The organism is Vibrio sp. L3-7 (assembly GCF_963898195.1).
GTDB classification, from domain to species: Bacteria; Pseudomonadota; Gammaproteobacteria; order Enterobacterales; family Vibrionaceae; genus Vibrio; species Vibrio echinoideorum.
In genome coordinates this window covers 39,279-63,899 of record NZ_CAWQUW010000023.1, presented here as the reverse complement: position 1 = coordinate 63,899, position 24,621 = coordinate 39,279, and the positions used below count along the sequence as shown (strand labels likewise).

Annotated in this window: 24 protein-coding genes and 1 riboswitch; of the genes, 20 read left to right on the top strand and 4 right to left on the bottom strand. The window is 44.2% G+C overall.

Annotated features, from left to right (window positions below; translation table 11 throughout):
* The first annotated feature begins 3 nt into the window (after window positions 1–3).
* The 3 genes from AACW75_RS15330 to AACW75_RS15320 all read left to right on the top strand — a co-directional run bounded on the left by AACW75_RS15330 (window position 4) and on the right by AACW75_RS15320 (window position 2,339).
* The gene (locus AACW75_RS15330) at window positions 4–870 is read left to right on the top strand and encodes a DUF302 domain-containing protein (protein WP_145569100.1); all 867 of its coding nucleotides are present in this window, start codon (window positions 4–6) and stop codon (window positions 868–870) included.
* Window positions 871–1,105: 235 nt separating this feature from the next.
* Window positions 1,106–1,774, top strand: coding sequence for a hypothetical protein (locus tag AACW75_RS15325; protein WP_145569450.1), 669 nt, complete (start codon window positions 1,106–1,108; stop codon window positions 1,772–1,774).
* A gap of 16 nt (window positions 1,775–1,790) precedes the next feature.
* Window positions 1,791–2,339: a DUF3332 family protein gene (locus AACW75_RS15320; RefSeq protein WP_145569452.1), complete on the top strand. Its 549-nt coding sequence runs from the start codon at window positions 1,791–1,793 to the stop codon at window positions 2,337–2,339.
* Between the two features lie 592 nt (window positions 2,340–2,931).
* On the opposite strand, the gene AACW75_RS15315 is transcribed toward AACW75_RS15320, so the two are convergent.
* Window positions 2,932–3,609: a glutathione S-transferase family protein gene (locus tag AACW75_RS15315; protein ID WP_145569454.1), complete on the bottom strand. Its 678-nt coding sequence runs from the start codon at window positions 3,607–3,609 to the stop codon at window positions 2,932–2,934.
* A gap of 481 nt (window positions 3,610–4,090) precedes the next feature.
* Here AACW75_RS15315 and AACW75_RS15310 point away from each other — a divergent pair, with 481 nt between their 5' ends.
* The 11 genes from AACW75_RS15310 (at window position 4,091) to thiM (ending at window position 14,211) form a co-directional block, all read left to right on the top strand.
* Window positions 4,091–5,188, top strand: a complete 1,098-nt coding sequence (locus AACW75_RS15310; protein WP_145569456.1) for a YdcF family protein — start codon at window positions 4,091–4,093, stop codon at window positions 5,186–5,188.
* A gap of 130 nt (window positions 5,189–5,318) precedes the next feature.
* The gene (locus AACW75_RS15305) at window positions 5,319–5,570 is read left to right on the top strand and encodes a DUF2999 family protein (RefSeq protein ID WP_009844829.1); all 252 of its coding nucleotides are present in this window, start codon (window positions 5,319–5,321) and stop codon (window positions 5,568–5,570) included.
* 422 nt (window positions 5,571–5,992) lie between these two features.
* Window positions 5,993–7,021, top strand: coding sequence for a DUF4382 domain-containing protein (locus AACW75_RS15300; RefSeq protein WP_145569457.1), 1,029 nt, complete (start codon window positions 5,993–5,995; stop codon window positions 7,019–7,021).
* A 174-nt stretch (window positions 7,022–7,195) separates the two neighbouring features.
* Window positions 7,196–7,924: a helix-turn-helix domain-containing protein gene (locus tag AACW75_RS15295; protein WP_145569460.1), complete on the top strand. Its 729-nt coding sequence runs from the start codon at window positions 7,196–7,198 to the stop codon at window positions 7,922–7,924.
* Between the two features lie 85 nt (window positions 7,925–8,009).
* On the top strand, window positions 8,010–8,927 hold the full coding sequence (locus tag AACW75_RS15290) for a DMT family transporter (protein WP_145569462.1): 918 nt from the start codon (window positions 8,010–8,012) through the stop codon (window positions 8,925–8,927).
* A gap of 98 nt (window positions 8,928–9,025) precedes the next feature.
* Window positions 9,026–9,137: riboswitch (TPP riboswitch) on the top strand.
* A 96-nt stretch (window positions 9,138–9,233) separates the two neighbouring features.
* Complete coding sequence (thiD, locus tag AACW75_RS15285) at window positions 9,234–10,127, top strand: bifunctional hydroxymethylpyrimidine kinase/phosphomethylpyrimidine kinase (protein WP_145569469.1); 894 nt, start codon at window positions 9,234–9,236, stop codon at window positions 10,125–10,127.
* Window positions 10,117–10,896 carry an ABC transporter ATP-binding protein gene (locus AACW75_RS15280; RefSeq protein ID WP_145569471.1) on the top strand — a complete coding sequence of 260 codons (780 nt, stop codon included), beginning with the start codon at window positions 10,117–10,119 and terminating at the stop codon, window positions 10,894–10,896. Before thiD ends, AACW75_RS15280 begins: the two co-directional genes overlap by 11 nt.
* A complete protein-coding gene (locus AACW75_RS15275; protein WP_145569473.1) occupies window positions 10,889–11,704 on the top strand; it encodes an ABC transporter permease in 816 nt (271 codons plus the stop codon). The genes AACW75_RS15280 and AACW75_RS15275 overlap by 8 nt, the downstream gene beginning before the upstream one ends.
* Before the next feature lie 46 nt (window positions 11,705–11,750).
* On the top strand, window positions 11,751–12,707 hold the full coding sequence (locus AACW75_RS15270; RefSeq protein WP_108086228.1) for an ABC transporter substrate-binding protein: 957 nt from the start codon (window positions 11,751–11,753) through the stop codon (window positions 12,705–12,707).
* A gap of 8 nt (window positions 12,708–12,715) precedes the next feature.
* On the top strand, window positions 12,716–13,396 hold the full coding sequence (tenA, locus tag AACW75_RS15265; protein ID WP_017109110.1) for a thiaminase II: 681 nt from the start codon (window positions 12,716–12,718) through the stop codon (window positions 13,394–13,396).
* A 29-nt stretch (window positions 13,397–13,425) separates the two neighbouring features.
* Window positions 13,426–14,211, top strand: coding sequence for a hydroxyethylthiazole kinase (thiM, locus tag AACW75_RS15260; RefSeq protein ID WP_102454479.1), 786 nt, complete (start codon window positions 13,426–13,428; stop codon window positions 14,209–14,211).
* Between the two features lie 135 nt (window positions 14,212–14,346).
* Here the strand turns inward: thiM and AACW75_RS15255 are convergent, their stop codons facing one another.
* Entirely contained in the window at window positions 14,347–16,290 is a 1,944-nt protein-coding gene (locus AACW75_RS15255) for a methyl-accepting chemotaxis protein (protein WP_102456570.1), read from the bottom strand.
* 262 nt (window positions 16,291–16,552) lie between these two features.
* Between AACW75_RS15255 and thiE the strand changes: the two genes are divergently transcribed.
* Window positions 16,553–17,170 (top strand): thiamine phosphate synthase, encoded by a 618-nt coding sequence (gene thiE, locus AACW75_RS15250; protein WP_108112003.1) that lies wholly within the window; start codon window positions 16,553–16,555, stop codon window positions 17,168–17,170.
* Window positions 17,171–17,298: 128 nt separating this feature from the next.
* On the opposite strand, the gene AACW75_RS15245 is transcribed toward thiE, so the two are convergent.
* Complete coding sequence (locus tag AACW75_RS15245) at window positions 17,299–17,643, bottom strand: thiamine-phosphate diphosphorylase (protein WP_108166466.1); 345 nt, start codon at window positions 17,641–17,643, stop codon at window positions 17,299–17,301.
* 418 nt (window positions 17,644–18,061) lie between these two features.
* Window positions 18,062–18,964 (bottom strand): LysR family transcriptional regulator, encoded by a 903-nt coding sequence (locus AACW75_RS15240; RefSeq protein WP_145569474.1) that lies wholly within the window; start codon window positions 18,962–18,964, stop codon window positions 18,062–18,064.
* 138 nt (window positions 18,965–19,102) lie between these two features.
* Here AACW75_RS15240 and AACW75_RS15235 point away from each other — a divergent pair, with 138 nt between their 5' ends.
* The 5 genes from AACW75_RS15235 to AACW75_RS15215 all read left to right on the top strand — a co-directional run bounded on the left by AACW75_RS15235 (window position 19,103) and on the right by AACW75_RS15215 (window position 24,542).
* A complete protein-coding gene (locus AACW75_RS15235; protein WP_017077482.1) occupies window positions 19,103–19,531 on the top strand; it encodes a PACE efflux transporter in 429 nt (142 codons plus the stop codon).
* Window positions 19,532–19,711: 180 nt separating this feature from the next.
* Window positions 19,712–20,692, top strand: a complete 981-nt coding sequence (locus tag AACW75_RS15230; protein WP_102491580.1) for a helix-turn-helix domain-containing protein — start codon at window positions 19,712–19,714, stop codon at window positions 20,690–20,692.
* Between the two features lie 357 nt (window positions 20,693–21,049).
* Window positions 21,050–22,426, top strand: coding sequence for a metal-dependent hydrolase family protein (locus tag AACW75_RS15225; RefSeq protein ID WP_004731623.1), 1,377 nt, complete (start codon window positions 21,050–21,052; stop codon window positions 22,424–22,426).
* An 86-nt stretch (window positions 22,427–22,512) separates the two neighbouring features.
* Window positions 22,513–23,178, top strand: coding sequence for a DUF3299 domain-containing protein (locus AACW75_RS15220; protein WP_054542561.1), 666 nt, complete (start codon window positions 22,513–22,515; stop codon window positions 23,176–23,178).
* Between the two features lie 164 nt (window positions 23,179–23,342).
* Entirely contained in the window at window positions 23,343–24,542 is a 1,200-nt protein-coding gene (locus AACW75_RS15215) for a carbohydrate porin (protein WP_145569513.1), read from the top strand.
* Window positions 24,543–24,621: the final 79 nt, after the last annotated feature.

The following is a 24,621-nucleotide window of genomic DNA, read 5'->3' as shown; positions in this document are numbered from 1 at the left end:
TTAATGAAAAAACTGTCTTTGATTATTTTATTAGTTTTGCCAATGATGGGTTGTGAAACAACGGTCGATCCTATTGTTCATGAATCTAAGTTAAATGCCGTTGATGAAAGTGTTTTGATTGTTGATGCGAATGCGCAAGAACAACAGTTTGAAAAAATCTTAACCATCGATCATTCTCGATTAGCTGGACAGGCCGATGAATATTTAGCTCCAAGCCGTGTCGATCTTTATACCGACGATGTGCTCAATACTCAGTTATTAAAAGATGACCTGCAAGTTGGGCTAGACCTGCCTTTTCGTGTTTTGAATTATGTTGAGAACGATGCACAAAAAGCGGTTTATACAGACGCACAGTTTATTCAAAAGAGGCATGCCATTACGGACAGTGACGCACTTACTCGTTATGCAGAAGCAACGACAAGTTTGGTTAAAGGTTTAGACAATGTCACTCCAGTTGAAAGTGAGGGTTTAACAGAAGGGTACGGTATAGAAACACTGGTTTCAGACTATGATTTTGAAACAACCTTAGTCAATATTAAAAGAGACGTGCTGGACCAAGATGACACGGTTTGGTTTATTAACTGGGACTTCAAAGAACGGGCTGAAGCGATCGGTGAAACCTTGCCTAATGCAACCTTACTTGTATTTGGTGGTCCAGCCCCAGGAGCGAAAGCGATGACCGACTTCCCAAGCATTGGTTTAGACGCTTTTGGCCAAAAAGTATTAGTAGTAGAGCAAGATGGCAAAGTTATTGTCTCTTACAACAATATTGTCGACATGTCGGAATTGCATTACCAAGACAATGCAATTTCTCACAAGATTATTAATTTTCGGTTAGGAAAAACACTGAGTGGTGCCGTCGAAAAATAATTGGATGTAAAACCGCCTCAAAACAATTTTAATCTAGAAAGATAGAATCATAAATAAGAGACCATATTTACTTAAAGTATGGTTTGGCCTCTTATGGCTTAAATTTTATTGTTTATATGTTTTTTGTAATTAACGACCTTTAACTTACAGTTTATAACCTAGCGGCTAAATTAATGGATTAATAGCCCAACTTCAATCTTGCCATAGTAGGCGTTAATTTAAACTTTGGAATAAAATGAAAATACAATTAGTTACACTATCTTCTCTATTCGTTCTTTCTTTTCCTGGTGCAGTTTCGGCCAGTGATATGAATATAAAAGAAGGTTCAGAGAAAGACTTATCTATTGATAAAAACTACCACAGCCAAGATGTCCGAAATGTTCAAAGTAGCATTAAAGCTGGATATGAAACCATTGAAGATTTAGATCTACTCTCCGTTGAAGGTACATATGGTATTAACGATAAAGCGAGTGTAAGCCTCGGTTATAAACAGCTCGGAATTGATGGTTATGATGACACTAGTGATGCTATGACTCTTTCTGGCCAATACAATGTATCAAATAACGTTGTTATTGACGGTGAGTGGAATATCTCTGGGGACTACGACAATCTTACGGTCGGTGGTAACTACGTCGCTGATGCTGGATTTGGTGCGTGGAACGTGGGTGCTAATTATTCAAGTGGTGATGCAAGCGACGGTTTTGACCTAGAAGCGGGTGTTTTGGTGCCATTTGGTAACATGTACTATCGCGGTGACTTTACCTATTTCTTAGATTCAGGTTACGACAGTGTATTCGAAAACGCTCTGGGTTGGACCAACGGCAATATCGATGTGAATGCATCAGTAACCATGTATGAGCTCGACGATACATCGGTTGGTATTGAGTTTGGCTACTTATTCTAAGTTACAGGTATTTAAAATGAAACTCTTAACCCAAAAGAACACATTAAAACTAGCCGCATTGTTGTTGGTGGCACCACTTGTGACGGGTTGCGTTGGTAGTAACTTCACGACAAAAAAATTGATGGAATTTAACGTTAAAGTTGTTGATAACCGATACGCGCGTGGTGGTGTTAACTTCTTGTTGGCTCCTGTGTATGGTTTTACAACGCTGGCGGATTACTTTGTTGTTAACTCCATTGAATTCTGGACTGGTACAAATCCATTTGATGGCACACCGCATATTTTTGACAGCAAAGTCGAAACAATGATCGACATTAATGGCGATCTCGATCCTTCATTGCGTGATGCACCAATTGATCCACTGACTTACCATAATATTGAAGATAGTCAGATCCGAACATTAGATGAAAATACGATTGAAATGGAAGTAACGTTTGTGGACGGAACTTCATCAACAGTGACAGGGGTTAAAAACGATACCAGGATTCAGTATTTCGTAGATGGTGAATTTGTATCAGAAACTTCAGTAGAAGCACTAACAGAAGCTTTTGAAGTCAATTCATAATTATTGATAGCTTAGCGAACGTAAGCGTTCACTTTTTATTTGTATTGTATTTAAATATATATGTCGAGGGTATTTATTTGAACCAATTTAGCGTTACAGGCTTTATTGTAAAAAGTAGTCTTTTACAAAAAAACATTCAGCCGGTAGATAATATCTCCTATCCGGGTTGTAGCTTTTTAGTACAGACTGATAATTTCCTAGTGTCTTGTTGTTCATTGGATAAATATATTGAAGATGCGTTCGATATACTATTGAACGTAAATGGGAAAATTAACTTAGAAGGATTTTTGTTTGTCGATACTTATAGTGATAATGCGTCTTTATCGGTAGTGACAAAAATTACTAGCGACATCGATGAATAAGATTATGATGTCTATTTTAAATTCTAGAAAGCATCAGTCATTCGATAGCTATATGCTTAGTGCTAGCGAGTTCTATTGATAAAAAGGACGAACATTTAAGTTCGTCCTTTCGTATTTATTCATTAATTGTAAGAGTATTGGGTCCACTATGATAGATATTGCTCAACAGATTATTGCTATTGAGCAAGGCTCTTACTTACCAAAAAATCAGATTGAAAGATTAACCGACCTTAGTCTTTCGCATAATTCGAAGGAAACAGAGCTCGTTTCGCCTCTTCATCACGTTCGCTCTTAAACTCAATGCCTTTGCCGATTTCACGGGCGCGCAGTGCGGCAGGGCGGCTGTTGATTGTATCAAACCAACGCTTTAAGTTCGGGTAAGGTTCTAGGCCTTCTTCACCAAGAACAAAAGGTGCTTTATCAATCCAACCCCATGCCGCGACATCGACAATGGTGTACTCATTTCCGACGAAAAAATCACGACCTTCCATATGCTTTTCTAACACTTCATAGTGACGTTGTGCTTCACGCAGGTAACGGTTCACGGCGTAGTCTAGGCCTGCTGGGGCTGCATGACGGAAGTGTACCGATTGGCCAGAATATGGACCAAGACCACTCGCGATGAACATCATCCAAGATAGCAGTTCGGCTCTGTCTTCAGGCTGTCCACCAAGCTTGCCAGTCTTCTCTGATAGGTACAAAAGGATGGCATTAGAATCGAACACACGTTGTCCATCGTCTTCAATGGCTGGTGTTTTACCGTTCGGATTAATCAAACGATATTCCGGCGTGTGTTGCTCGCCTTTTAAGGTATCGACAGGAACAAGTTCAAAATCTAGGCCTGTCTCTTCTAGAAACAGAGCGATCTTCATTGGGTTGGGTGTTTGGTGAAAGTAGAACTTAAGCATGGGGTAACTCCTTGTATTGGACATTCATTAAAACACCACTTGAACGATCGTTCAATAATTGATTGTGAATTTTCTGTGAATTGACTGATTTGATATCACACTCTGTGCTTTTTGAACTTGGCTATGTAAACGTGAATTAGCGTCGACTGGTAGGGGAATCGCGTTTTAAGTTGCTGAAATGATGAACATAAACGCACGTTTAGATTCGAGGCTGAGCTTCGAAACTTAGGGGTTTAGATGGAATAGGCAGGTGGGATGCGAAGTTAAATATTCCAAAGTAATCAAGGGAGCTCCTTATAACTCGAAGTATCTGGATATTTGAGCCTACTCTGGCGCATAAAATCGTGATCTGCAGCCACACCTTATGCAACAAATGAATATTAACCTCGGAGATTCTGGTGTGGTTCACGGTTTTTTAATCTTAGGGACTTACATTGGTGAACAAATCTGATGTGAACACTTAACGACACAGGATCTTTCCATGAAAAAGAACATTATCGCCCTCGCTCTTGGTGGCATGCTGGCTTTTAGCGCAACTCCTTATTCTTTTGCTGCTAACGATGGTGCTGTAGAAGCTTCAGCAGATTACGCTCAGTTGGTGACTAAGCGACAAGTCGTCGATCAGTTACTGCATGATGCGCTGCAGGCATTTAAGTCTCCAGCAAGAATTTCTCACGCGGGCTTCACGGCAAAAATGCCAAGCAACATGGAAATTGTGACGAATCGATTGTTAGAAGCCTACAAGCTTGAGCCTTACCGCACTGACTTGCTTATCTCGGCAGCGAACGCTCAGATCTACAACAAGAATGCAGAGCGAGCAATTGAGTTGTTTGAGCAAGCATTGACGGTTGCGCCAGACGATGTCGACTTGCACGCGTATCTTGCGGTTTGGCAGAGATTCGAAGGCAATGACAGTGAATCCAACAAGCACATGGAGAAACTGGAAAGCCTGAATAAGGGCAAAGCAGAAGACATCAAACGTATTTTTGCTACGGTTGACCGCGTGTTGGAAACCCCGTTGAAAGAGTCGGCGGACAAAGGTTTATTGGATGAACACGGCGCGATTGTTACTTTGGGCTACGCGCTTAACCCTGATGGTTCTATGCATCAAATCTTGATTGAACGCCTTGAAACCACATTAGCAATGTCGAAAGCTAACCCAGATGCGATGATCGTGTTAACCGGCGGCGTGCCTAAGAATCACAAGACAGAAGGAAAGTTGATGGCAGATTGGCTTATCGAAAAAGGGGTAAGCAAAGATCGCATCATTGAAGAGAACTACGCGACCAGCACGGTAGGTAATGCCTTGTTCAGTAGCTATGCGCTTGCTCGCCATGATATTAAACACGCGACCATTATTAGTTCGGCGAGCCACGTTCGTCGTGGTCAAACTCTGTTTGAAATTGCGAGCTGGCAGACAGGCCCACAGGGCATTACCTTCGATACGGTTTCTTACCCAGACAAGCCGCTAGAAGATCTTAAGAAAGCGAGCAGTGGTGAGCTTCTAGGCATCTACCGTGATGCTCTCAGAACTTATGGCATGTGGAGCTACCGTTCTTACCCACTGGAATCTCGTTAAGCCCAAGCATTATTTTCGTTTGGGAAAAGCACCGTTCGTGTTAAACCAAAGCGTCACTTGCTAGTACAATCGAGCACAGCTAGATGGTATGCTGTGCTCCTACTTAATTTAGTGTTTCAAAGGCAAAAAAATGAACCCGATTTTAGCAATGTTGAAAGAGAACAATATCAGCGACGAGCAGATCAGCGAGATTTTCAAGACGTTGACAGAGAACCCTCTTGCAGCAATGGCGACAATCAGCCAACTTGGTTTACCTCAAGACAAACTTCAAATGCTGATGGGTCAGGTAATGCAAAACCCTGCGCTAATCAAAGAAGCAGTTGAAGAGCTTGGCCTAGATTTTTCTAAGGTTGAAGCGGCTAAAGAGCAACTTCAAAAATAAGTGAATTTGAATGAGCTAATATCGAATTAGCTTAATCCACATTCAATAAAAAGGTCGTTTAAGTTCAGCAACAGGCTGTCTTAACGGCCTTTTTTGATCTTGGTGGCGATTTTTTATTTTGATTTGAGTGCTTTCAATCATCCTCTCCGACCCTATACATACCGACCATTCCAACACAATTGACAGCAACCTTGCCAAATATGCGCGACTACTGACAATTTACTTACTAGACTTAATTGACCTATGTGCGACCTGATATGTGCACCTTGATGAACAGAGTTTTTGGATGAAGACAGCCCTAAATAATAGGGCTAGCCGATTTGGGCCATCAGCGCGGTTTGTCTATGAGTCACATTAAGGAAAAGAATAAGAGGGCAACAAACTAAGCCCTTTATTGAGCAGTGATTTATAGGAAATGAGTTATGAAGTATTTAAAGGAAACCGCTTTAGCGAGCCTTGTGCTGGCTGGGCTTGTTGGTTGTGGCGGTGATTCAGGCTCATCAAGCAGCACGACACCCATTACCTTGAGCGTGAGTGATGCGCCCATTGATGATGTTAAAGACGTCACCGTGACATTCAGTAAGGTCGCTTTGCTTCCTCAAGAGGGAGGTTCGCCACTGATATATGATGTGTATAAAACGGACGAAAACGGCGATTACGTTGATGAAAATGGCGATCCATTGCCAGATGGTGAGGATCCGATTCCATTAAGTGTGAATTTGTTGGATTACCAAGGTAGCGAGGCGCTTCCTTTGATTGAAAATGAGGTCATTCCGGTAGGCAGTTATAAGTTGTGTGTGTTCGCAAATGACGGCGATCATCCAACAGCTCCATCTTACGTGATAGAAAACGATGATATGACTCGTGAGTTAACAGTGAAAGGTGAAGGCGCGTGCCCGCAAGGTGTGGGTAAAGAAGACAACGCTGGCGTACTTTACTTTAATAACTCATTTAGTGTGAACCAGCAAAGTAACGATTTTGTTGTCGAGTTCGATCTTCGACGCGGCCTAAAGAACAGTTCGACTTTCCCTGATTACACTATTCAAAGAACGTCTGTAAGCCTTATCAATACGGTTGAGACAGGAAGCATTGAAGGCACTGTTGCGAAGCAAACCTTTGATGCTTGTAGGCTTACAACCGATAATACCTTTGTTCAGTCGGTGTACTTGTATGAAGGTAATGTTGAACAAGCTGACATGGCTCCGATTGGCGGCAGTGATGAAGTGAAACCGATCACTTCAGCGTCAGTGGCAATGAATGAAGCACAGACCAACTATGAGTTCTCTCTGGGCTTCATTGACCCAGGTACTTACTCATTGGGTTATACCTGTACTGCGCAGTACGACAGTGATGAAGACAATGCTGATCCGGTTGCTGATGGTTTTGAAATCTATGATGTTCAAAATAGTGTTCAGGTAGTGGTTGGTCAGGATAACCAAGTATCGTTTTAAATCTTTGACGTGATTTAGCATTCGAATAAATACGGCCTCTTATTTGGAGGCCGTTTTTGATCATGTCACTTAGCTAGCATGAATTTGATGTGCATTGAGTGTGACTCTAGGGAAGTGATAATGTAACGTTGTATCTCTTACTTGAACCTAGCGAAATGTACTCCGGCGTTGCTCATGAAATCTAGCTTAAGCATTCGATCTTACACCAAGCAATTTAATACTCATGCCCATGATGACCATCATCAATTGGTATTGCCGATCCAAGGCAGTATCAATATCGAGATGGTGGGGTATGTCGGCAAAGTGGCCGTGGGCGAATGTGTCGTAATTCCGGTAACCACAGCGCATGCGTTTAAGGCGGATGAAGCCGCGCGGTTTATTGTCGCAGATATGGCAGAGTTGCCGCAGCACTTGTTAGAACATGAGCTCTCGGTTTTCACGATAACGCCACCTTTGATGAGCTTCTTGCTGTTTGTTGAGAAGCAGTTGGAATATCAGGTCGATAGTGGCATTGAGTCATCAATCTTGGATGTGTTTTCATTGCTGTTAGAGCAACAACAAGTGAGCAAGAGCATCGACCCACGTATTCGTGCGGTGCAAAGGCTCATTGCGGATAATTATGCTCAGCCACTCTCTATCTCACAGCTGGCAGAAACGGCCTGTTTGAGCCCCACTCAGTTTAAGAAACGATTTAAAGAGTGCCTGGGGATCAGTGCGCTTAAATACATCACTCGATATCGCATGGAGAAAGCCCAAGCCTTGTTAACCCACACCGATTTACCGGTTCAGTTGATTGCTGAAAATGTGGGATATAGTGATGTTTCTGCTTTCAGTCGTCGCTTCTCTCAGCACTTTGGCATGTCCCCAAGGGCGTTTCTAGGCTCAATGAAAGAGAGTCTTTAGAAACAACAATAGCGTCCTTTCGGCAAACTAATTTTTATCAATCTTCACTATTATCTATTTCAGAACTGAAAATTGGGTAATAGAAATGAATCTTGCCATCAATCGCGTTAATGAATTCCAAACGGGCACTTTAGCCATTTTGTTTGCTTCTATTTTATGGGGCACGACAGGCACCGCGGCAAGCTTTGCGCCTGATCTAAGCCCATTAGCGATTGGTGCTTTCTCTATGGGCGTCGGTGGCCTAATGCAAGCGGGCTTGGCGTATCGAAAAATCCTCCTCGCCTTCGATAAACTTTTGCAGAACAAGAAGCTGTTGGCAGTGAGCGCTTTGGCTTTGGCGATCTATCCTTTAGCTTTCTATTCTTCAATGAAATTATCAGGCGTGGCGATTGGTACCGTGGTTTCGATTGCAACCGCACCTTTCTTTTCTGCATTGTTAGAGTGTCTGATTAGCAAAAACAATAATATCAACAAACGTTGGCTCACTAGCTTTTCGATTGGTGTGGTAGGTATTGGGTTGTTGGTGTTTTCAGAATCTTCATCGACGAATGAATCCGGTGATGATCTCAAGCTGTTAGGTATTGCTTTAGGTCTGGTCGCTGGGTTGTGTTACGCCATTTATTCTTGGGCGACAAAAGCACTGATAGACAAGGACATTGAGTCACAAGCGGCGATGGGCAGTATTTTTGGCCTCGGTGCGATGTTGTTGCTGCCAACGCTCTGGTTTACTGGTGATAACCTGTTTTCCTCGCAGATTAACGTATTAGTCATCAGTTATCTGACGTTAATTCCACAATGCTTGGGCTATATCGCGTTCAGTTTTGGTTTACGCCACGTGACCGCGAGTAGCGCCAATCTGCTGACTCTGTTTGAACCAGTAGTCGCAGCGGTGCTTGCGGTCTGCGTTGTCGGTGAGCTGATTCCTTTTATAGGTTGGTTAGGTATGTTTCTGATTGTGCTGTGCTTGTTGATACAGTCGAAGCCATCTAAAGGAACGTTATAAGTATTTGTTTTGTTGAGCCTAATTGAAATTTATTCATGCGTAATTCTTATAATTGAATAAAATCAGTATCTCAGTTGTGAGAGTGCTGTTACTATCGCTATCAATAGTCGGGGGGCATATACCTTATTTGGTGTTTGCTGAGATCGTTAGTCGAGACCCGTTGAACCTGATTCAGTTAACACTGGCGTAGGGAACTATAAGCACTCGATCTACGTCTGCACCCATGAAAACTTTCATGAGCCTAATGCGACTTCTCCTTCGATCGGTGTTCGTTCTCCTGCGTCTTGTAAGATAGTAGGAGCGACAATGACACACAGTTCTATTTCAAAAGATTTAACGCCAAAAGCCTCAGTTTCACAGCACTCTGCTGATGATTCGATTCGAACGAACACTCCGATTGTATTGACGATCGCTGGCTCAGACAGTGGCGGCGGTGCCGGTATTCAAGCTGATATTAAAGCTATGTCTGCTACAGGTAGTTTCGCTTGTTCGGTAATTACCGCTATCACTTCCCAGAACACTCAAGGCGTTTCCGCCATTTTTCCTATTCCACTCGACCATGTCGCTAGCCAGTTAGATGCGGTTTTTACGGATCTGAATATCGTGGCCGTAAAAGTCGGCATGTTGGCCGATTCTCAGATCATCAAAGTCGTCGCTAACAAAATTAAGCAGTACCAACCTAAACACTTAGTGATTGACCCTGTGATGGTCGCGACAAGTGGTGATCTGCTGTTAGAAAACTCGGCAATTACGACGCTAAAACAAGAGCTGATTCCGCTGGCAGACATCATTACTCCTAACTTGCCAGAAGGCGCTGCACTTACAGGCAAAGCTGTCCCTGAAAGCGAAGCCGAAATGCAGGGCATGATTGAAGATTTACGCGCACTAGGTGCTAAAGCTGTTCTCTTGAAAGGTGGCCACTTGGAGAAGGACGAAAACAGTAACGATCTTCTGATTCTCCCGACGACGTCTGCATTGATTAGCGCGAAGCGTTTCCCGACTAAAAACACCCACGGCACTGGCTGTACGCTTTCATCTGCCATTGCTTCTTTCTTGGCTCAGGGCAACACGCTGGCAGAAGCTGTTGACCTAGGCAAACAATACATTTCTCGGGCGATTGCTCATGCTGATGAGTTGCAAGTTGGCCAAGGTCATGGCCCGGTAAATCACTTCTTCGCTGGACACGGTAATGTCCGTTAATACGGTTGGCGTTCAACTCAGCAACGCGACGTTACGTTACCGAGACAGCGAGCATGCAACCTTATCGGGATTGTCGCTTAGCTTAAACGCAGGTAAGTGGACGGTATTGCTAGGTCGAAGTGGCTGCGGAAAAACTACGGTATTGCGTTATCTGGCAGGCTTACTGGACGATAAGGTTGTGTGGCAGGGCACATTGGCAACGTCTGATGAATTGCCTTTAACAGATCGCATCGCTTACATGGCGCAGCAAGATTTGTTACTGCCATGGCTATCGGTCATCGACAATGTTTGCCTGAGTCATCGTTTTCAAAATCCCGCAGACAAGCATCAAAGCCGAGCATCCCATAAACAAGCTCAAACCAACCAAGCACTAGAGTTGTTAGCTGCGGTTGGTTTGGCTGATCACGCGTCTACTATGCCGGATCAATTGTCTGGTGGTATGCGCCAGCGTGTTGCTTTGGCACGCACCTTAATGCAAGACAAGCCAGTGGTGCTGATGGATGAACCGTTCTCTGCGCTGGATGCGGTAACAAGACACAAACTACAAAGTTTAGCGTGTGAGCTGTTAAGAGATAAAACCGTTGTGTTGATCACCCATGATCCACAAGAAGCGGTGCGCTTGGCGGATAATTTGTATGTGTTGCAAGGCACACCTGCGAATGCTCAGCCTTTATCTGTGCCAAACACGGCCACACCAAGAGTGTTAGATGGTGAATGCGCTGAGTTACAACAAGCGATCTTAGATCAGTTGGAGCGTGATTATGAATGATCTAACGCGAAGCGAAGCTGTGGCTCGTTCAACTAACACACAGATCACAACTAAGCGCTCTCGTCAGATGAATCCCGTTATGCGTTTGCTGATCAGCAGTGCTGTGATTCTCGGTTTATGGCAAATGGTGGTGGTTATCTTCGAGATGCCGAGCTTCATTCTGCCAGCGCCTGCTGAAGTCTTTATTAAGCTAATCGAACGTTACGATGTGTTACTCAAACATACATGGGTGACTGCGCAAGAGATCTTACTTGGCTTGCTACTTGGTTTGTCGATGGGGCTATTTTTCGCCCTGCAGATGTTGATGTTCGAACCGCTGAAACGCTGGTTGTTGCCTATCTTAATCGCTAGCCAAGCGATTCCTGTGTTTGCGATTGCGCCAGTATTGATGCTGTGGCTTGGTTATGGCATCGCGTCAAAAGTGGTGATGGCGGCGATCATTATCTTCTTCCCCGTGACCACTTGTTGTTACGACGGCCTACGTAATACACCGACAGGTTATCTCGATCTTGCCAAAACGATAGGCGCATCGAAATGGCAATTGCTGCGTTATATCCAACTGCCTGCTGCGCTGCCAACATTAGCGTCTGGCATTCGTGTGGCTGTGGTGATTGCCCCAATTGGCGCGGTCGTCGGGGAGTGGGTGGGTTCGAGTGAAGGGCTGGGTTATCTAATGCTACAGGCCAACGCGCGAATGATCATTGATGAGATGTTTGCTGCCTTGTTCATCTTGGCGGTGCTGTCTATCTCGCTCTACTTCATCACAGACAAGTTACTCAAAAAAGCTATCCCTTGGGAAAACCAATGATGGCTTCGCTCAACATAAGAATAATATTCAAAAGGAAAGGTTAACTATGAAAAATACCAAATTGATAGGTGCAGTGGCACTGCTTGCTTCGCTAGTTTCAGGTCATGTTCTAGCGGACTCTGAACAAAAAAAACTGACGCTGATGTTGGATTGGTTTGTGAACCCGAATCATGGCCCGATTGTGATCGCTCAAGAGCGTGGCTACTTTGCTGACCAAGGCTTAGACATTGAAATTCAAGAACCAGCCGATCCAAGCACGCCAGCAAAATTGGTTGCAGCAGGTAAGGTTGATTTAGCGGTAACTTACCAACCAAGTTTAACCATGGATGTGGCAGCGGGTCTTCCTTTAGTTCGTGCATCAACCCTTATCGCGACGCCACTAAACACATTAATGGTACTGGATAACGGCAAGAACGATTCATTAGCGGATCTGAAAGGCAAGAAGATCGGTATTGCGATTGCGGGTAACGAAGAAGCGACCATCGGCACCATGCTAGCTCAAGAAAATGTTGCGTTTACAGACGTGCAAACCATCAATGTCGGTTGGGCACTGTCGTCTTCATTGGCATCAGGCAAGGTAGATGCAATCTGGGGTGGCCTACGTAACTTCGAAACTAACCAGCTAGCCCTTGAAGGCTTTAAAGCCAAAGCATTCTTCCCAGAAGAGCACGGTGTGCCAGCTTACGATGAGCTTATCTTTGTTGCGAACGCAAAGCAGCACGATGATGAAGCGATCAAAGCGTTCAACAAAGCATTGGAGCAAGCAACAACTTACATCGTGAACCACCCACAAGAGTCATGGAGCGAGTTTGTTGCGTATTCACCAGATACGTTGAACAACGAGCTTAATCAACGCGCATGGAACGACACACTGACTCGTTTTGCACTTCGCCCTTCAGCGGTTGATCTAAAACGTTACGACGATTACGCACAGTTCATGTTCGACAAAGGCATTATCAAATCACTACCAAAAGCCGCTGACTACGTACCGACTTTTGACTAAGGAATCTCATGAAATACCAAGACTTAATCCAAGCCTGTCAACAAGATTGGCAAGACTACACCGAGCATGATTTTGTTAAAACGCTGGCAAACGGCACGCTCGCTCAGCCGTGTTTCCTTCATTATCTGAAGCAAGATTTTTTGTTCTTGAAGCAGTATGCCCGCGCTTATGCATTAGCGATTTACAAGGCAAAAACACTGGCTGACATGCGTCGTGCACTGCCAAGTGTTCATGCCCTGCTAGATTCTGAAATCTCTCACCACGTGACTTACTGTGGTCAGTGGGGTTTAACCGAATCTGACCTAGAAAATGAGCCGGAAGATTTCGGTACAGTTGCTTACACGCGCTACGTTCTGGATGCAGGCATGACGGGTGATCTTGTCGACTTATATGCGGCACTGGCTCCGTGTTCCATTGGTTACGCTGTGATCGGTAAAGCGTTATTAGAAAGCAGCGATACTGTTTTAGAAGGCAACCCATACGCGAGCTGGCTTCAGCTTTACGGCGGAGAAGAGTTCCAATCTGGCGTGGCAACGGGCGCAGAATACTTCAATCAGCTGCTTGCTGAAATTGATATCAACAGCGAGCGCGGTCAAAACATCGTTCATATTTTTAAAACGGCAACGCGTATGGAAGTGGCTTTTTGGCAGCAAGGGCTGAACGCTCTTAATGATTCAACAGCGGCTTAAAAGCGACTTTCACGAATAAGGATTTCCCCATGCTAACTGAACAAATCATCCAATCGTTGCGCGCAGTACGAGAGCAAAAGCCACTGGTGGTGAACATCACCAACTACGTCGTGATGAACAATACGGCCAATGCGTTATTAGCGATTGGCGCTTCGCCTATCATGGCGCACTCGCAGCAAGAACTGGCTGAGATGATGTCTTTCTCTGGCGCGCTTGTGATTAACATTGGCACGTTAGACAGTGTTTGGACGCCAAGAATGCGCTTTGCTGTTGAGCAAGCGAACGCGAACAACAAGGTTGTGGTTCTTGACCCTGTGGGTTGTGGCGCAAGTACACTGCGTACCGAGACTTCTCGAGAAATTGCACGCTTAGCGGATAAGCTAATCATTCGTGGCAACGCGTCTGAGATCATTGCGCTAGCGGGTGAGCAAGCACAGAGCAAAGGCGTTGATGCGCTGGATAGCAGTGATGCTGCGGTAGGTGCTGCGCAATGCTTAGTGGCTGAATACGGTGCGAATGTGGTTATTTCTGGTGAGACAGATTACGTTGTCACTAAAGACAGTGTTGTGACGTTAAACAACGGACATCCAATGATGCCGTATGTGACGGGCATGGGTTGTACTCTTACTGCATTAACGGGAGCTTTCGCTGCAGTCGGTGATGACAGTGGCTTGGCTGCCGCAGCGGTGTTGGGTGTGGTTGGTGAAATCGCAGCTGAGAGCTCACGCGGCCCGGGTAGCTTGCAGATGAACTTACTCGATGAGCTGTATCAACTAGATGAAGAAACACTGATTCAACGTTTAAAGATTCAGTAGCCTCAATCTGGCTATAAGTATTTAGCTCACTAAAAAGCCCCCAACACGAATGTGCTGGGGGCTTTCTTATTATATAAACCGTGTTCGCCATATTTTCAATAAACGAGGCTCGAAATAACAGAGACTTAAAGTCAGCTAGGTTCTAAATCGATTTACTTGGCTCTCTAGATGATGAGCAACCTCGGTTAAGTCACTCGCGGCACCAGAAATGCTGCTGACTGACTCTTGGTTACTTTGTGCGATGGTGTTTGCACCTTGTGCATTCTCACCCAATGATTTGGTCAGACAATCTTGCTCGTCGACAGATACTGCGATCTGGCTGTTGGCCTGATTCAAATCTTGGATGTGTTGGTTAATCACATGCAGGTTCTGAGAGGCTTGTTGTGCCTGAGTCGAAGCATCTGAAACCGTGCTGTGGCTCTCTTTGATCGACTCTAACGCATCTTTAGCGCCACGCTGTAACGAGGTGATGAGTTCGTCAATCTGGCTCGCAGAATCTTGAGTACGCTTAGCTAGCGTTCTCACTTCATCGGCTACCACGGCAAACCCACGGCCTTGCTCACCCGCACGTGCGGCTTCAATGGCAGCGTTCAATGCCAGTAGGTTGGTTTGTTCAGAAACGCCTTTAATTACTTCAAGAATGGCACCAATGTTCATCGACTCTTTGTGTAGGTCAGTCACTTTTTGGCTGCTGACCTGCATGCTTTCATCGGCGCTGCCAATCTCGTGCAGTGTTTTGTCGACTTCTTTGAGCCCCATCGCCACATTCTCGGTTGCTTGGTTGGCAACTTGAGAGGCGTGGTTAGCACTTGCAGCAATTTCTGATGTGCTTGAAGCCAATTGATCAACGGCAGAAGAGATATTGATCATTTCACTGTTCAATTGTGTTGCGTTGGTCGAGCTGTTATTGGTCACTTGATTCAGCGACTCCGACATCTCACCAATACGCACGCTAGAGCGGTTCACTTGACCAACAATATCGCGCAGAGATTCAATGGTGATCTCCATGTTGGTCAGCAGTTCACCGATCTCGTTCTTGCTCTCGATGTTCACTTCAACATTCAGGTTACCCTGAGAAAGCTCATTGGTGATCTGTTTAACCTGTGCGATGCCTTTGGTAATAGAACGAGTCACCAACACAGCGCTCGTCATGCCAATCACCAAAGCCACACCCGTTAGCAAGAAGATGATTTGAACTGAACGTTTTTCACTGGCTTGCAGTTCTGGCGTTAATGCTTGTTTCTGTTGCTCTAGAATACTTTGAGCATCGGCTACCGCGATAGCCAAGCTGTCACCAATCGAGGCAAGAGTCGCAGTTCTTTGCGTGTTCTCGATCATTTGTTGATGAACTTGCTCAAAGCCTTTTGCATACGCTTCGCGCTGGTTAGAGAAATCTTCAATCAGTTCACTTTGGTAAGGGGATGATTTAAGAGATTCAATGTCGCCTTCAATACCTGGTAGCGCGTATTCAAAGATATCTTTACCAGCCTCATAGGTTTTGAGGTCGTTGTTGTTTGAGTAACTCAGTACAGTGATCTTGGCTGCGAGGAAATTCTCCATCAACATGCCCGCGTATAAGCTCGCGTTTGGATCATTGTTATTGTAAGACTCATACAACAAGCTCTGAGCAGCTTTCAGTGCGTTGGTTTCTCGTTGGACCATCTCAACGTTGACCAGTTGGTCTATGAGAAGCTCACTCTGTTTCATTGAACCATAAGCCACATCAAACGCCGCCACACTGTCTTGCACTAATTGCAGGCTAGCTAGGCTATCGGTTTTGGTGGTGGATTGGATTAAGTTGTTGAGCAGTTCATCAATCGCAAGTTTGCTTGATTGATAATTCGTTTCGTACTGTTCATCCAATGACTCTAAGTAACGTTCAGAAGCTAAACGCATCTGAAGAAAGTGCACTTGAATGTTGCTTGATAATGTCGCTTTTTGGCTGAGCTCACTGTATTGGCTAAAGCCGTTCGACAAGGTTTGGATACCTTTGTAACTCACAAAGCCTGAAATGACGAAAAAGAGCAAGCAGATGGCATAACCCAGCTTGATCTTGAGCGCTATAGAAAGGTGGCGCATAACTATCCCTATATTTACCTGATTCCTTCACCTTGGAGTATTTCATAAAACAGCGTTCTGGGCATGCTTGAAGTGAATACTTTGTGTAATAAGTAACGCTTTCGTTAAAAATTTCAGGTTTTTCGGCATGCTTTCAACGAGTTGCGTATTCGATGGTGCGTGTGTAATTGAGCTAATTTAGTATTAACTTCCATGCACATGATGTGATTTGTCGGTAAAATAGTATAACGCCAATTTTAGACATCGACTCCAAAGGTACGATATGAACCCTTATAAGCTCTATTTAGTAACGGATGACCAGCAAGATTTAGAAACGCTTAAGTTTGTGGTTGAACAAGCGGTCGCTGGTGGCGTCACTATGGTTCAAGTAAGAGAGAAACATGGGGATGTAAGAGCCTTCATTGAACGAGCACAAGCCGTAAAGTCGATTTTGGTTGGCTCAGGTGTTCCGCTGATCATCAATGACCGAGTGGACGTTGCATTGGCTGTCGACGCCGATGGTTTGCACTTAGGGCAATCGGATATGCCTGCAGAGTTAGCACGTCAGTTGATTGGTCCGGATAAGATTCTTGGGCTATCGATTGAAACTGAACAGCAGCTACAAGATGCCGATAGCTTGCCGATCGATTACATTGGCCTCAGTGCGCTTTTTGCCACACCGACTAAGACAAATCTTAAGAAACATTGGGGTTATGAAGGCATTCAAATAGCTTTGGAGACAACGAAGTTGCCGATTGTGGGTATCGGTGGAATTAACGAGTCGAACATTCCGCAGTTGGTCAAGACAGGTATTCATGGGTTGGCTTTGGTGTCTGCGATATGTAACGCTGAAGATCCAAAACAAGCGACGCGGGATCTGTTGTCTCTGATGGGAGAGTGAAGGGGTTATAGACTAGAAAACAAATGAGGTTAACCATTTGTTTTCTAGTTAAAGAACAGGCTAATAGAAAGGCTAAATTGGCCTATCGCTTGAGCTTTTAAGACAATTTATTTAATACACAGTTTGGTTTACTGAGCGCATAAAGCAACAGTACCGATGATCATAATAACGATCGCGGCATACCAACCGTATTGTGCGGTCTTATCAGCAACAAACACCTTAATATAGTTGAGCTCTTCATGCGCCATTGCAATGAAGTCTGTGTAGTTAATCGATAACTCGCGGCTGGCTTCTTTCAAGTCTTGCTGAAGTTTGTTGAAAGCCTCATCGATGAAGCCTTTTGTTTCTGAAACAGACGGAGTAGCAGCCAAAGTTAGGCTATTCCAAACCGCCATACGCGATTCATATTCGCTTTCACTGACACAATTAAGTACGCGTAAATCATACTCTCGTTTGTTACGCTCTTTGCCCATTTTCTCAGGGCAAATATTTCTTAAAACGTTCACGACAAATTTTCCAAAAGGTTCATTTAGATATAAAAAAGCACTCAAAGAGGGCTCATAAACTGGGTGCGAATCAATATTCAAAAGTGATCTATTTGAAGCTTTCACAAGTGGTTGCAGGGCAGGGGCACTTATTTGGGAGATTTGAAGTTGGGTCAGTGGTGTTAAAGAGCGATTTGGTTTTGTCGATATCAGTTTGATAAGACACACCCGTTGGGATCGCAGTGTAGTTAGGTCACTTTTGGACATCAACTAAGGTGTTTTATCCACACGACAAAGATATTTATCGGCAAGATAAGGAGAAATGAGGTAGTGCTAGAGAAAACACCACCGTCATTGATTTAGGATTCAGTTGCTGAAATAGGCTGAACTCAAGAATTGGGGGAGATTAGTTGGCTTGCCACTGATTGTTCTCTAATGAGTGGCCTTTTAGTTTTTCAAGTAAACTTGTTAACACTGGGCCATTGATATGACTGCGAGACACTAAGCAACCCACTGGAGTAATCCAACCACCATGCTCGTGTGCCACTGGCAGTGCTACGAGATCGCCTTTCTGAATCCCTTCCAGCACCATCATTTCAGGCACATTTGCCCACCCTACGTTCTGTTCAACGAGATCGATGATCGTTTTGTGGTTGTTGGCATACCAAAGCATCGAGCTAATACCGTAGGTGAACCACAGTTCGCGCTGCTTTGAACTGCGATGCACACATTGGCGATAACGCTTTAGATCTGAGTCTTGTACTACCGACATTTGGCTGAGTTCGTGAGTGGCGGAGCTAACTGTAAGAAAGCGGGCTTGGCCCAGTAAGAAGAAGTCCATATCCACTTTAAGTTCACCATCCGCATAGATGATGCCAATCTGCGCTTTGCCGCGTCTTACGAGGTCTTCCACATCGAAGGTTGAGGCCGTAATAATATCGAAGTGTGTGATCGGGAATTGATCTGCTAGTGAGCTGATTATCTTAATGAAGTTCTTATCTATGATGCTTTCATCAACCGCAATGATCAGTTCGTGCTCATCTTCTTGGGTCAGCGATTCTACTTTTTGGTCGAAGTACTTTTGCTGGTCAAGGATCGACTTAGCCACAGGCAATAACGCTTTACCTGTGCTGGTTAAAACGGGGATGTTTTTCTCTCGGTTAAACAGCTCTTGGTCGATGGCAATTTCTAGGTTGGCGATCGACTGGCTGACTCCAGACTGAGCGCGTTTCAGTTTGCGAGCGGCGGCAGAGAAAGAGCCACTTTCACACACAGTGACGAAGACTTTTAATTGCTCAAAACTGTACATGTTATCTCTCGCTCAATACCAAAGGGGGTAATAACTCCTAGGCTATCACTATTCGTGATGGCTGTTAACTTTCTCTTATTATTTCAGGTGACATAATCTCGACCAATCCAACACGTAATAGATTATTTAGAGGAATGTATGAGTACGTTAGAAAGAGTGTTTCACTCTGTGTTATTTGAAGTATTGGCCGTAACACTATCAATTATAGGCTTAGCGATATTTACTGATCATGATGTGAATGCGTTATCAGGAACCATGATAGTTGTTGCGACCATCGCCATGATTTGGAACTACTGTTTCAACCGCATTTTTGATCGCTACTTCACGGGTGAAAAATCAAAGCGTTCGCTCAAGTTACGTGTTTTTCATGTCGTGCTATTTGAGGCAGGCTTGCTGGTGGCGACGATCCCAGTGATGGCTTACTTACTTGACGTGGGGATTTGGCAGGCATTTTTAATGGATATCGGCGTGACCATTTTTATTACAATTTACGCATTTGTGTTTAATCTGATTTATGATCATATACGAGCATTCTGGGTACGCAGAGCGGACTTAGCCGTTCAGTAATCGACCAAGTCAGTAAACACGAGTTTGGCTACTAACCGTTTGTTTATTCGTTATTTTGACGGAGACATCCTGTTAGTAGGTCTAGGTAACGCGGCGTTTGTTCTGCTATCTTAAAAAAGGTGATAATTTGAGTTCGTGAACGAATAGATAAGGGAAAGGATGCCAAATACCCCTCAGATAATGACAGTTGTCGATAAGAAAGAAGTCGAATTGTTCGCGGAACTGTTCAAACATATTGATGGTGAAATCTACACCTTACTACGCAGTGCCCAAATCCCTAATGATATTCTCACCAGTAATGACCATTACGATTATCTCCCTGAGACAACGGTTAAGAACGTGGTCAAGATTATGGGGGAATCTGCGTCGAGAGAAGAGTTTTCGCTGTTTATGTGGAGTTTTTGCAAGCAAACCTATGTGCCAAGGTTTGTGGCTAAGCTAAGCCAGCAGGATTCATTGAAAAACGCGCTAGACCAATTTGGTGAGCAGTTGAAGCTCGTATCCAATGGTGCGAATGTCTATACCAAGCAATCCGGAGGCAAGTGGTGGTTGGTTCGCGAGAAGCCATTTACTAACGCACCTTGGTTTAAGTTCGCTGAACTGTTCTCTGTTATTTTCATCAACGAGCTACTTTCAGTATTAACGCAAGGTCGTTGGAAGCCGTCTGAGGTTGGCATTCAGAATGGCGATCTCGAATGCTTTCAATCTCTACCACAAATGGGCAGTGCTCAGTTTTATACGCATAGGCCGGTCACTGCCTTTGAGATCCCTGAAGATATCATGCTTGCACCGATTGTTTTACCCAAAATTGCTCAAGTACCAGATCTCACTAAGCCTTTACCTAGCTCATTCCTGAGCGCTTTTAAGCTTGTTATTAAACCTTATCTCACGATGGGGAAACTCCCAATTAGCTTAGCTTCTGAGATTCTGAATATTCATGTCAGAACGATCCAGCGTCGATTGGAAAGTGAAGGGGTGGTCTACAAAACCTTGATTGAAGAGATGGTTCTTGAGCAGGTTTTAGAATTGCTTAAGCAGTCAGATCTATCGATCACGCAAGTAGGTGCGAAAATGGGCTATTCCGATTCTTCCCACTTTACCCGAGCCTTTAAACGACAGATGAACATGACGCCAAGACAGTACCGAAAAGAGTACAGCTAACGTCGGTAAGCAACAGTACCAAGCTACCAGTAAGAGCTTCGGCAATAATAGCTCCGCAGCGAAACTCTAGCCAATAAGTAAAAACTCCAGCTATTAAGCAGAAACCGGAGCCTGAACGCATAATTATTTATTGTCACCAAATGGCCATTTATCAACCTTGAACACTGGCAGTATCACTACTAAGTTATTGAATGTTGATGAGTTGTTTTTGCCTCGATTTTTTCCCGGAATTTTGATTAGATTTTTGTGATTATCACGGCTGACAAAAACACCTTTGAAACCTCATGACACTCATTAGTAGTTACGGAATCGTTATGGGAAGTGGACTCCACTCATAAACGGAATCAAGGTGTATAAATGAAAAATGCAGGCTTAAAACTCTCTGTTGTTGCTCTTTCGTGTTCATTTGCTCTTTCTGCAAATGCCGCATCAACGCTATTTACTAACGTCGATGTATTCAATGGCACTGAAAACAAATTGTACGAAGACCATCATGTATTAGTCGAAGATAATCTTATCAAACAAATCTCTGCGAGCCCGATAGAGGCTGGTGATGCTGTAGTGATTGACGGCGAAGGCAAAACGTTAATGCCGGGTCTGATCGATGGCCATGCTCACGTCATGATTAACTATAATTTTGGTGACATCGAAACTAATAAAGACCTCACTGACATTTCAATTCATGCGACTCAAGTGGCTAAGCGCTACTTAGATGATGGTTTTACCACTGTTCGTGATATGGGCGGTCCAGCCTTTGGTCTAACTCGTGAAATTGAGGCGGGTAACGTTGTCGGCCCACGTATTTACCCTTCTGGTGCGTTTATTTCTCAAACCTCTGGTCATGGTGATTTCCGAGATCGAAGTGACCCAGGTTTTACACCGAATTCTGTAGGTGACATTTCCAACTTCGAACGAATGGGTATTGGTGCGGTTGCCGATGGCGTACCAGAAGTGTTGAAAGCGACACGATTGAACCTACGAAATGGCGCGACTCAAATCAAGATCATGGCTGGTGGCGGTGGTTCATCTCGATTTGACCCAATAGATACGACTCAATACTCGGTTGATGAGACATGTGCGATTGTTGAAGCCGCTAAAGATTGGAATACCTATGTCGCGGCACACACTTTTAACGATCGATCGGTAAATCGATTATTGGATTGTGGCGTTAAAAGCTTTGAACATGGGTTCTTTATTAATGATGAAACGATGAAGAGAATTGCCAAAGAAGGCGGATATGTTGTTCCTCAAATGTGGGGATTATCGCCAGATTTAGCGAAAAACCCGTTAATGCCAGCTGAGAAATTGCCAATGGTCGCCCAACTTCAAGAAGAATACGGTGATTACGGTAAACGATTGTTAGAAAACAATGTGAAGGTCGTTTTCGCCTCTGACTATGTAGGAGCAGATTCCGATGCAGAGCGAGCTCGTCGTTACGAAATTTACTGGCGCACACAAGCTTTCGGCAGCAACTTTGAAGTATTGAAACAAATGACTTCAACGGCTGGTGAGATGTTGGCGATGTCAGGCCCTAGAGGCACCACACAAGGGAAATTAGGCGTTATTGAAAATGGAGCGGTTGCAGATATCTTATTGATTGATGGTAACCCATTGGAAGACATGGCAGTGATAGGCGCGACTCCGGAATGGTTTGACGCTGATCCTGAATACAAGACCATCGACACTATCAAATTGGTAATGAAAGATGGCGTTGTATACCGCAACGAAATGTAATTTCCGATTCGATTTTTAATCATTTGGTAGGGGAGCTTTTCCTCTACCTACTTCCTTTTTTTTGTGTTTGGTTGGAGTAGATTTTGATGGTTGATTTAAAATCAATATGCTCATTTTTGATGTTCTGTTGTTTGTCATTTTCATCATTGGCTAGTGAAATAAAAGTGACGTACTGGGATGAGTTAGTTCCGAATATGGAGTTAATGGAGGATCCATTTCAAAAGTTAGATAGAAATCAGATGTTTGACATGGCGACTATTGCTCGCTTTAAAGAGGCTCAGTCTAAAGACGGTTTTGTGGCAAGTGACGAAGCAACGCAAGAAATCGTTGAAGTGACAGAGAGGTTGAGAAAACAAAACGTCGATGTTGAAGCGTTATTTGTAGCTCGCGAACAGATTATGAAGCAACGAGAAGCGTTGGGTTCGAAACCCAATACTGAAGTGGTAGGTAGTAAACATCGTATCCCTGGTTACATCACGCCGATTGAAATGGATGGCACTAAGGTGACCAAGTTCTTTTTAGTACCTTCTGCTGGAGCCTGTATCCACACTCCACCACCTCCAGCGAATCAACTGGTGTTGATAGACTACCCGCAAGGCATTGAATTGGTGAGTTTAATGACACCGGTTTGGGTTGAGGGGCAGTTAACAGGGCACCAATCGAAAGAAAATGTGAATTACTCTGACGGCGCAGCCAACGTGCAGTCGGTCTATGCTATGAAAGCGGACGGTATAGAACAGTATCAACCCTAGCTAGTGCGTCTAGTTGAATACAATCTATTGTTGGAAGTATCTAAATCACTCAGTGTCATCAAATGACAATTTTCAATGTGAGTAATGAATAGAATAAAACTAACTTAAAAAGCACTGGTGACATGATGAACTCAAGATTCTCTAAAATAAGTATGGCTATTGTGATGGCGGCTAGCCCAATGAGCGGCGTTGTTTACGGCGCTAACTTTGAAGGCCCAGATTCTGTTGAAAATACAATTGCAGAGCAGAAAGCACAAAAGAAATCTTGGAGGGAGTCATTAGCTGAAGATGGTTTTACATTTGGTGCAGATTACTTTGCTTTGGGGCTGACCTCTGGGGATGGGGTTGGCGGCGATAGCGTTGATGCATCGTCGGGTGTGGCACGATTATACGGTTCATGGCATCTATTGGGAAAGGGCACACAGAACTCAGGTAGCCTGGTTTGGAAGGTGGAACATAGGCATGCTTATGGTGATACTGCGCCAAAAGACTATTCATTCGGCCCTCTTGGTTATGTCGGTGCAATTGGCCCTGCATACAGTGACCAAGGGTTCCGTGTTACGGACTTAAATTGGAAGCAAAAAATCAACGATGGCAAAGGCACTATTGTTGTCGGTTGGCAGGATGTAACGAACTATGCGGATGTTTACGCTCTAGCAAGCCCGTGGTCTGGCTTTACTAACTTGGCATTCTCGACAGGCTCAGGTGCGATGGGCTTACCGGATGACGGTGTATTGGCCCTTTCTGCCGGTCATATGCTAGGCGAAAACTTTTATGTGGTCGGTGGTATCGCTGATGCAAATGGTCAGTCAGATGATATTTTTGATGGCTTTGATAGCGCTTTTGGTAGTGATGCGTCTTACTTTACAACACTTGAATTAGGTTGGACGGCTTCACAAGAACTGATTTATACCGATAACTTCCATGTGACGTTCTGGGACTTTGGTGACGATACTCGCCACAGTAATAGCCTTGCTGCGGAAGGTGGCTCGGGCGTTAACTTCTCATGGAGTCAGTTCATGAATGATCAAGTTATGCCGTTTGTACGTGGTGGTTTCTCTGAAGGGGACGTTGCCCTTTACGATAAATCGATTTCTGTTGGTATGGGTTACTTTGGATTAGGAAAACCAACCAACAATTTAGGCGTGGCACTTAATTGGGCAGAAGTGAATGGTGATTCTTTTGCAGCTGATGCGAAAGCAATAAGTGGTAATACAGAGCAATGGACGGCTGAAATTTACTACAACATGCAACTCAACGATTTCATCCAAGTGACACCTGATATTCAATACATTAAAGATCCTGCGTTCTCCAATGAAAGTAGCGCTTGGGTGTTTGGTGTTAGAGCGAGAGTCTTTATCTAACTTCTCTGTTTGTTAATCGCTGAAACGTAAAGAATAGATGTAAAAAGTGAACCTGTTTGGCTCACTTTTTTTGTCTTAG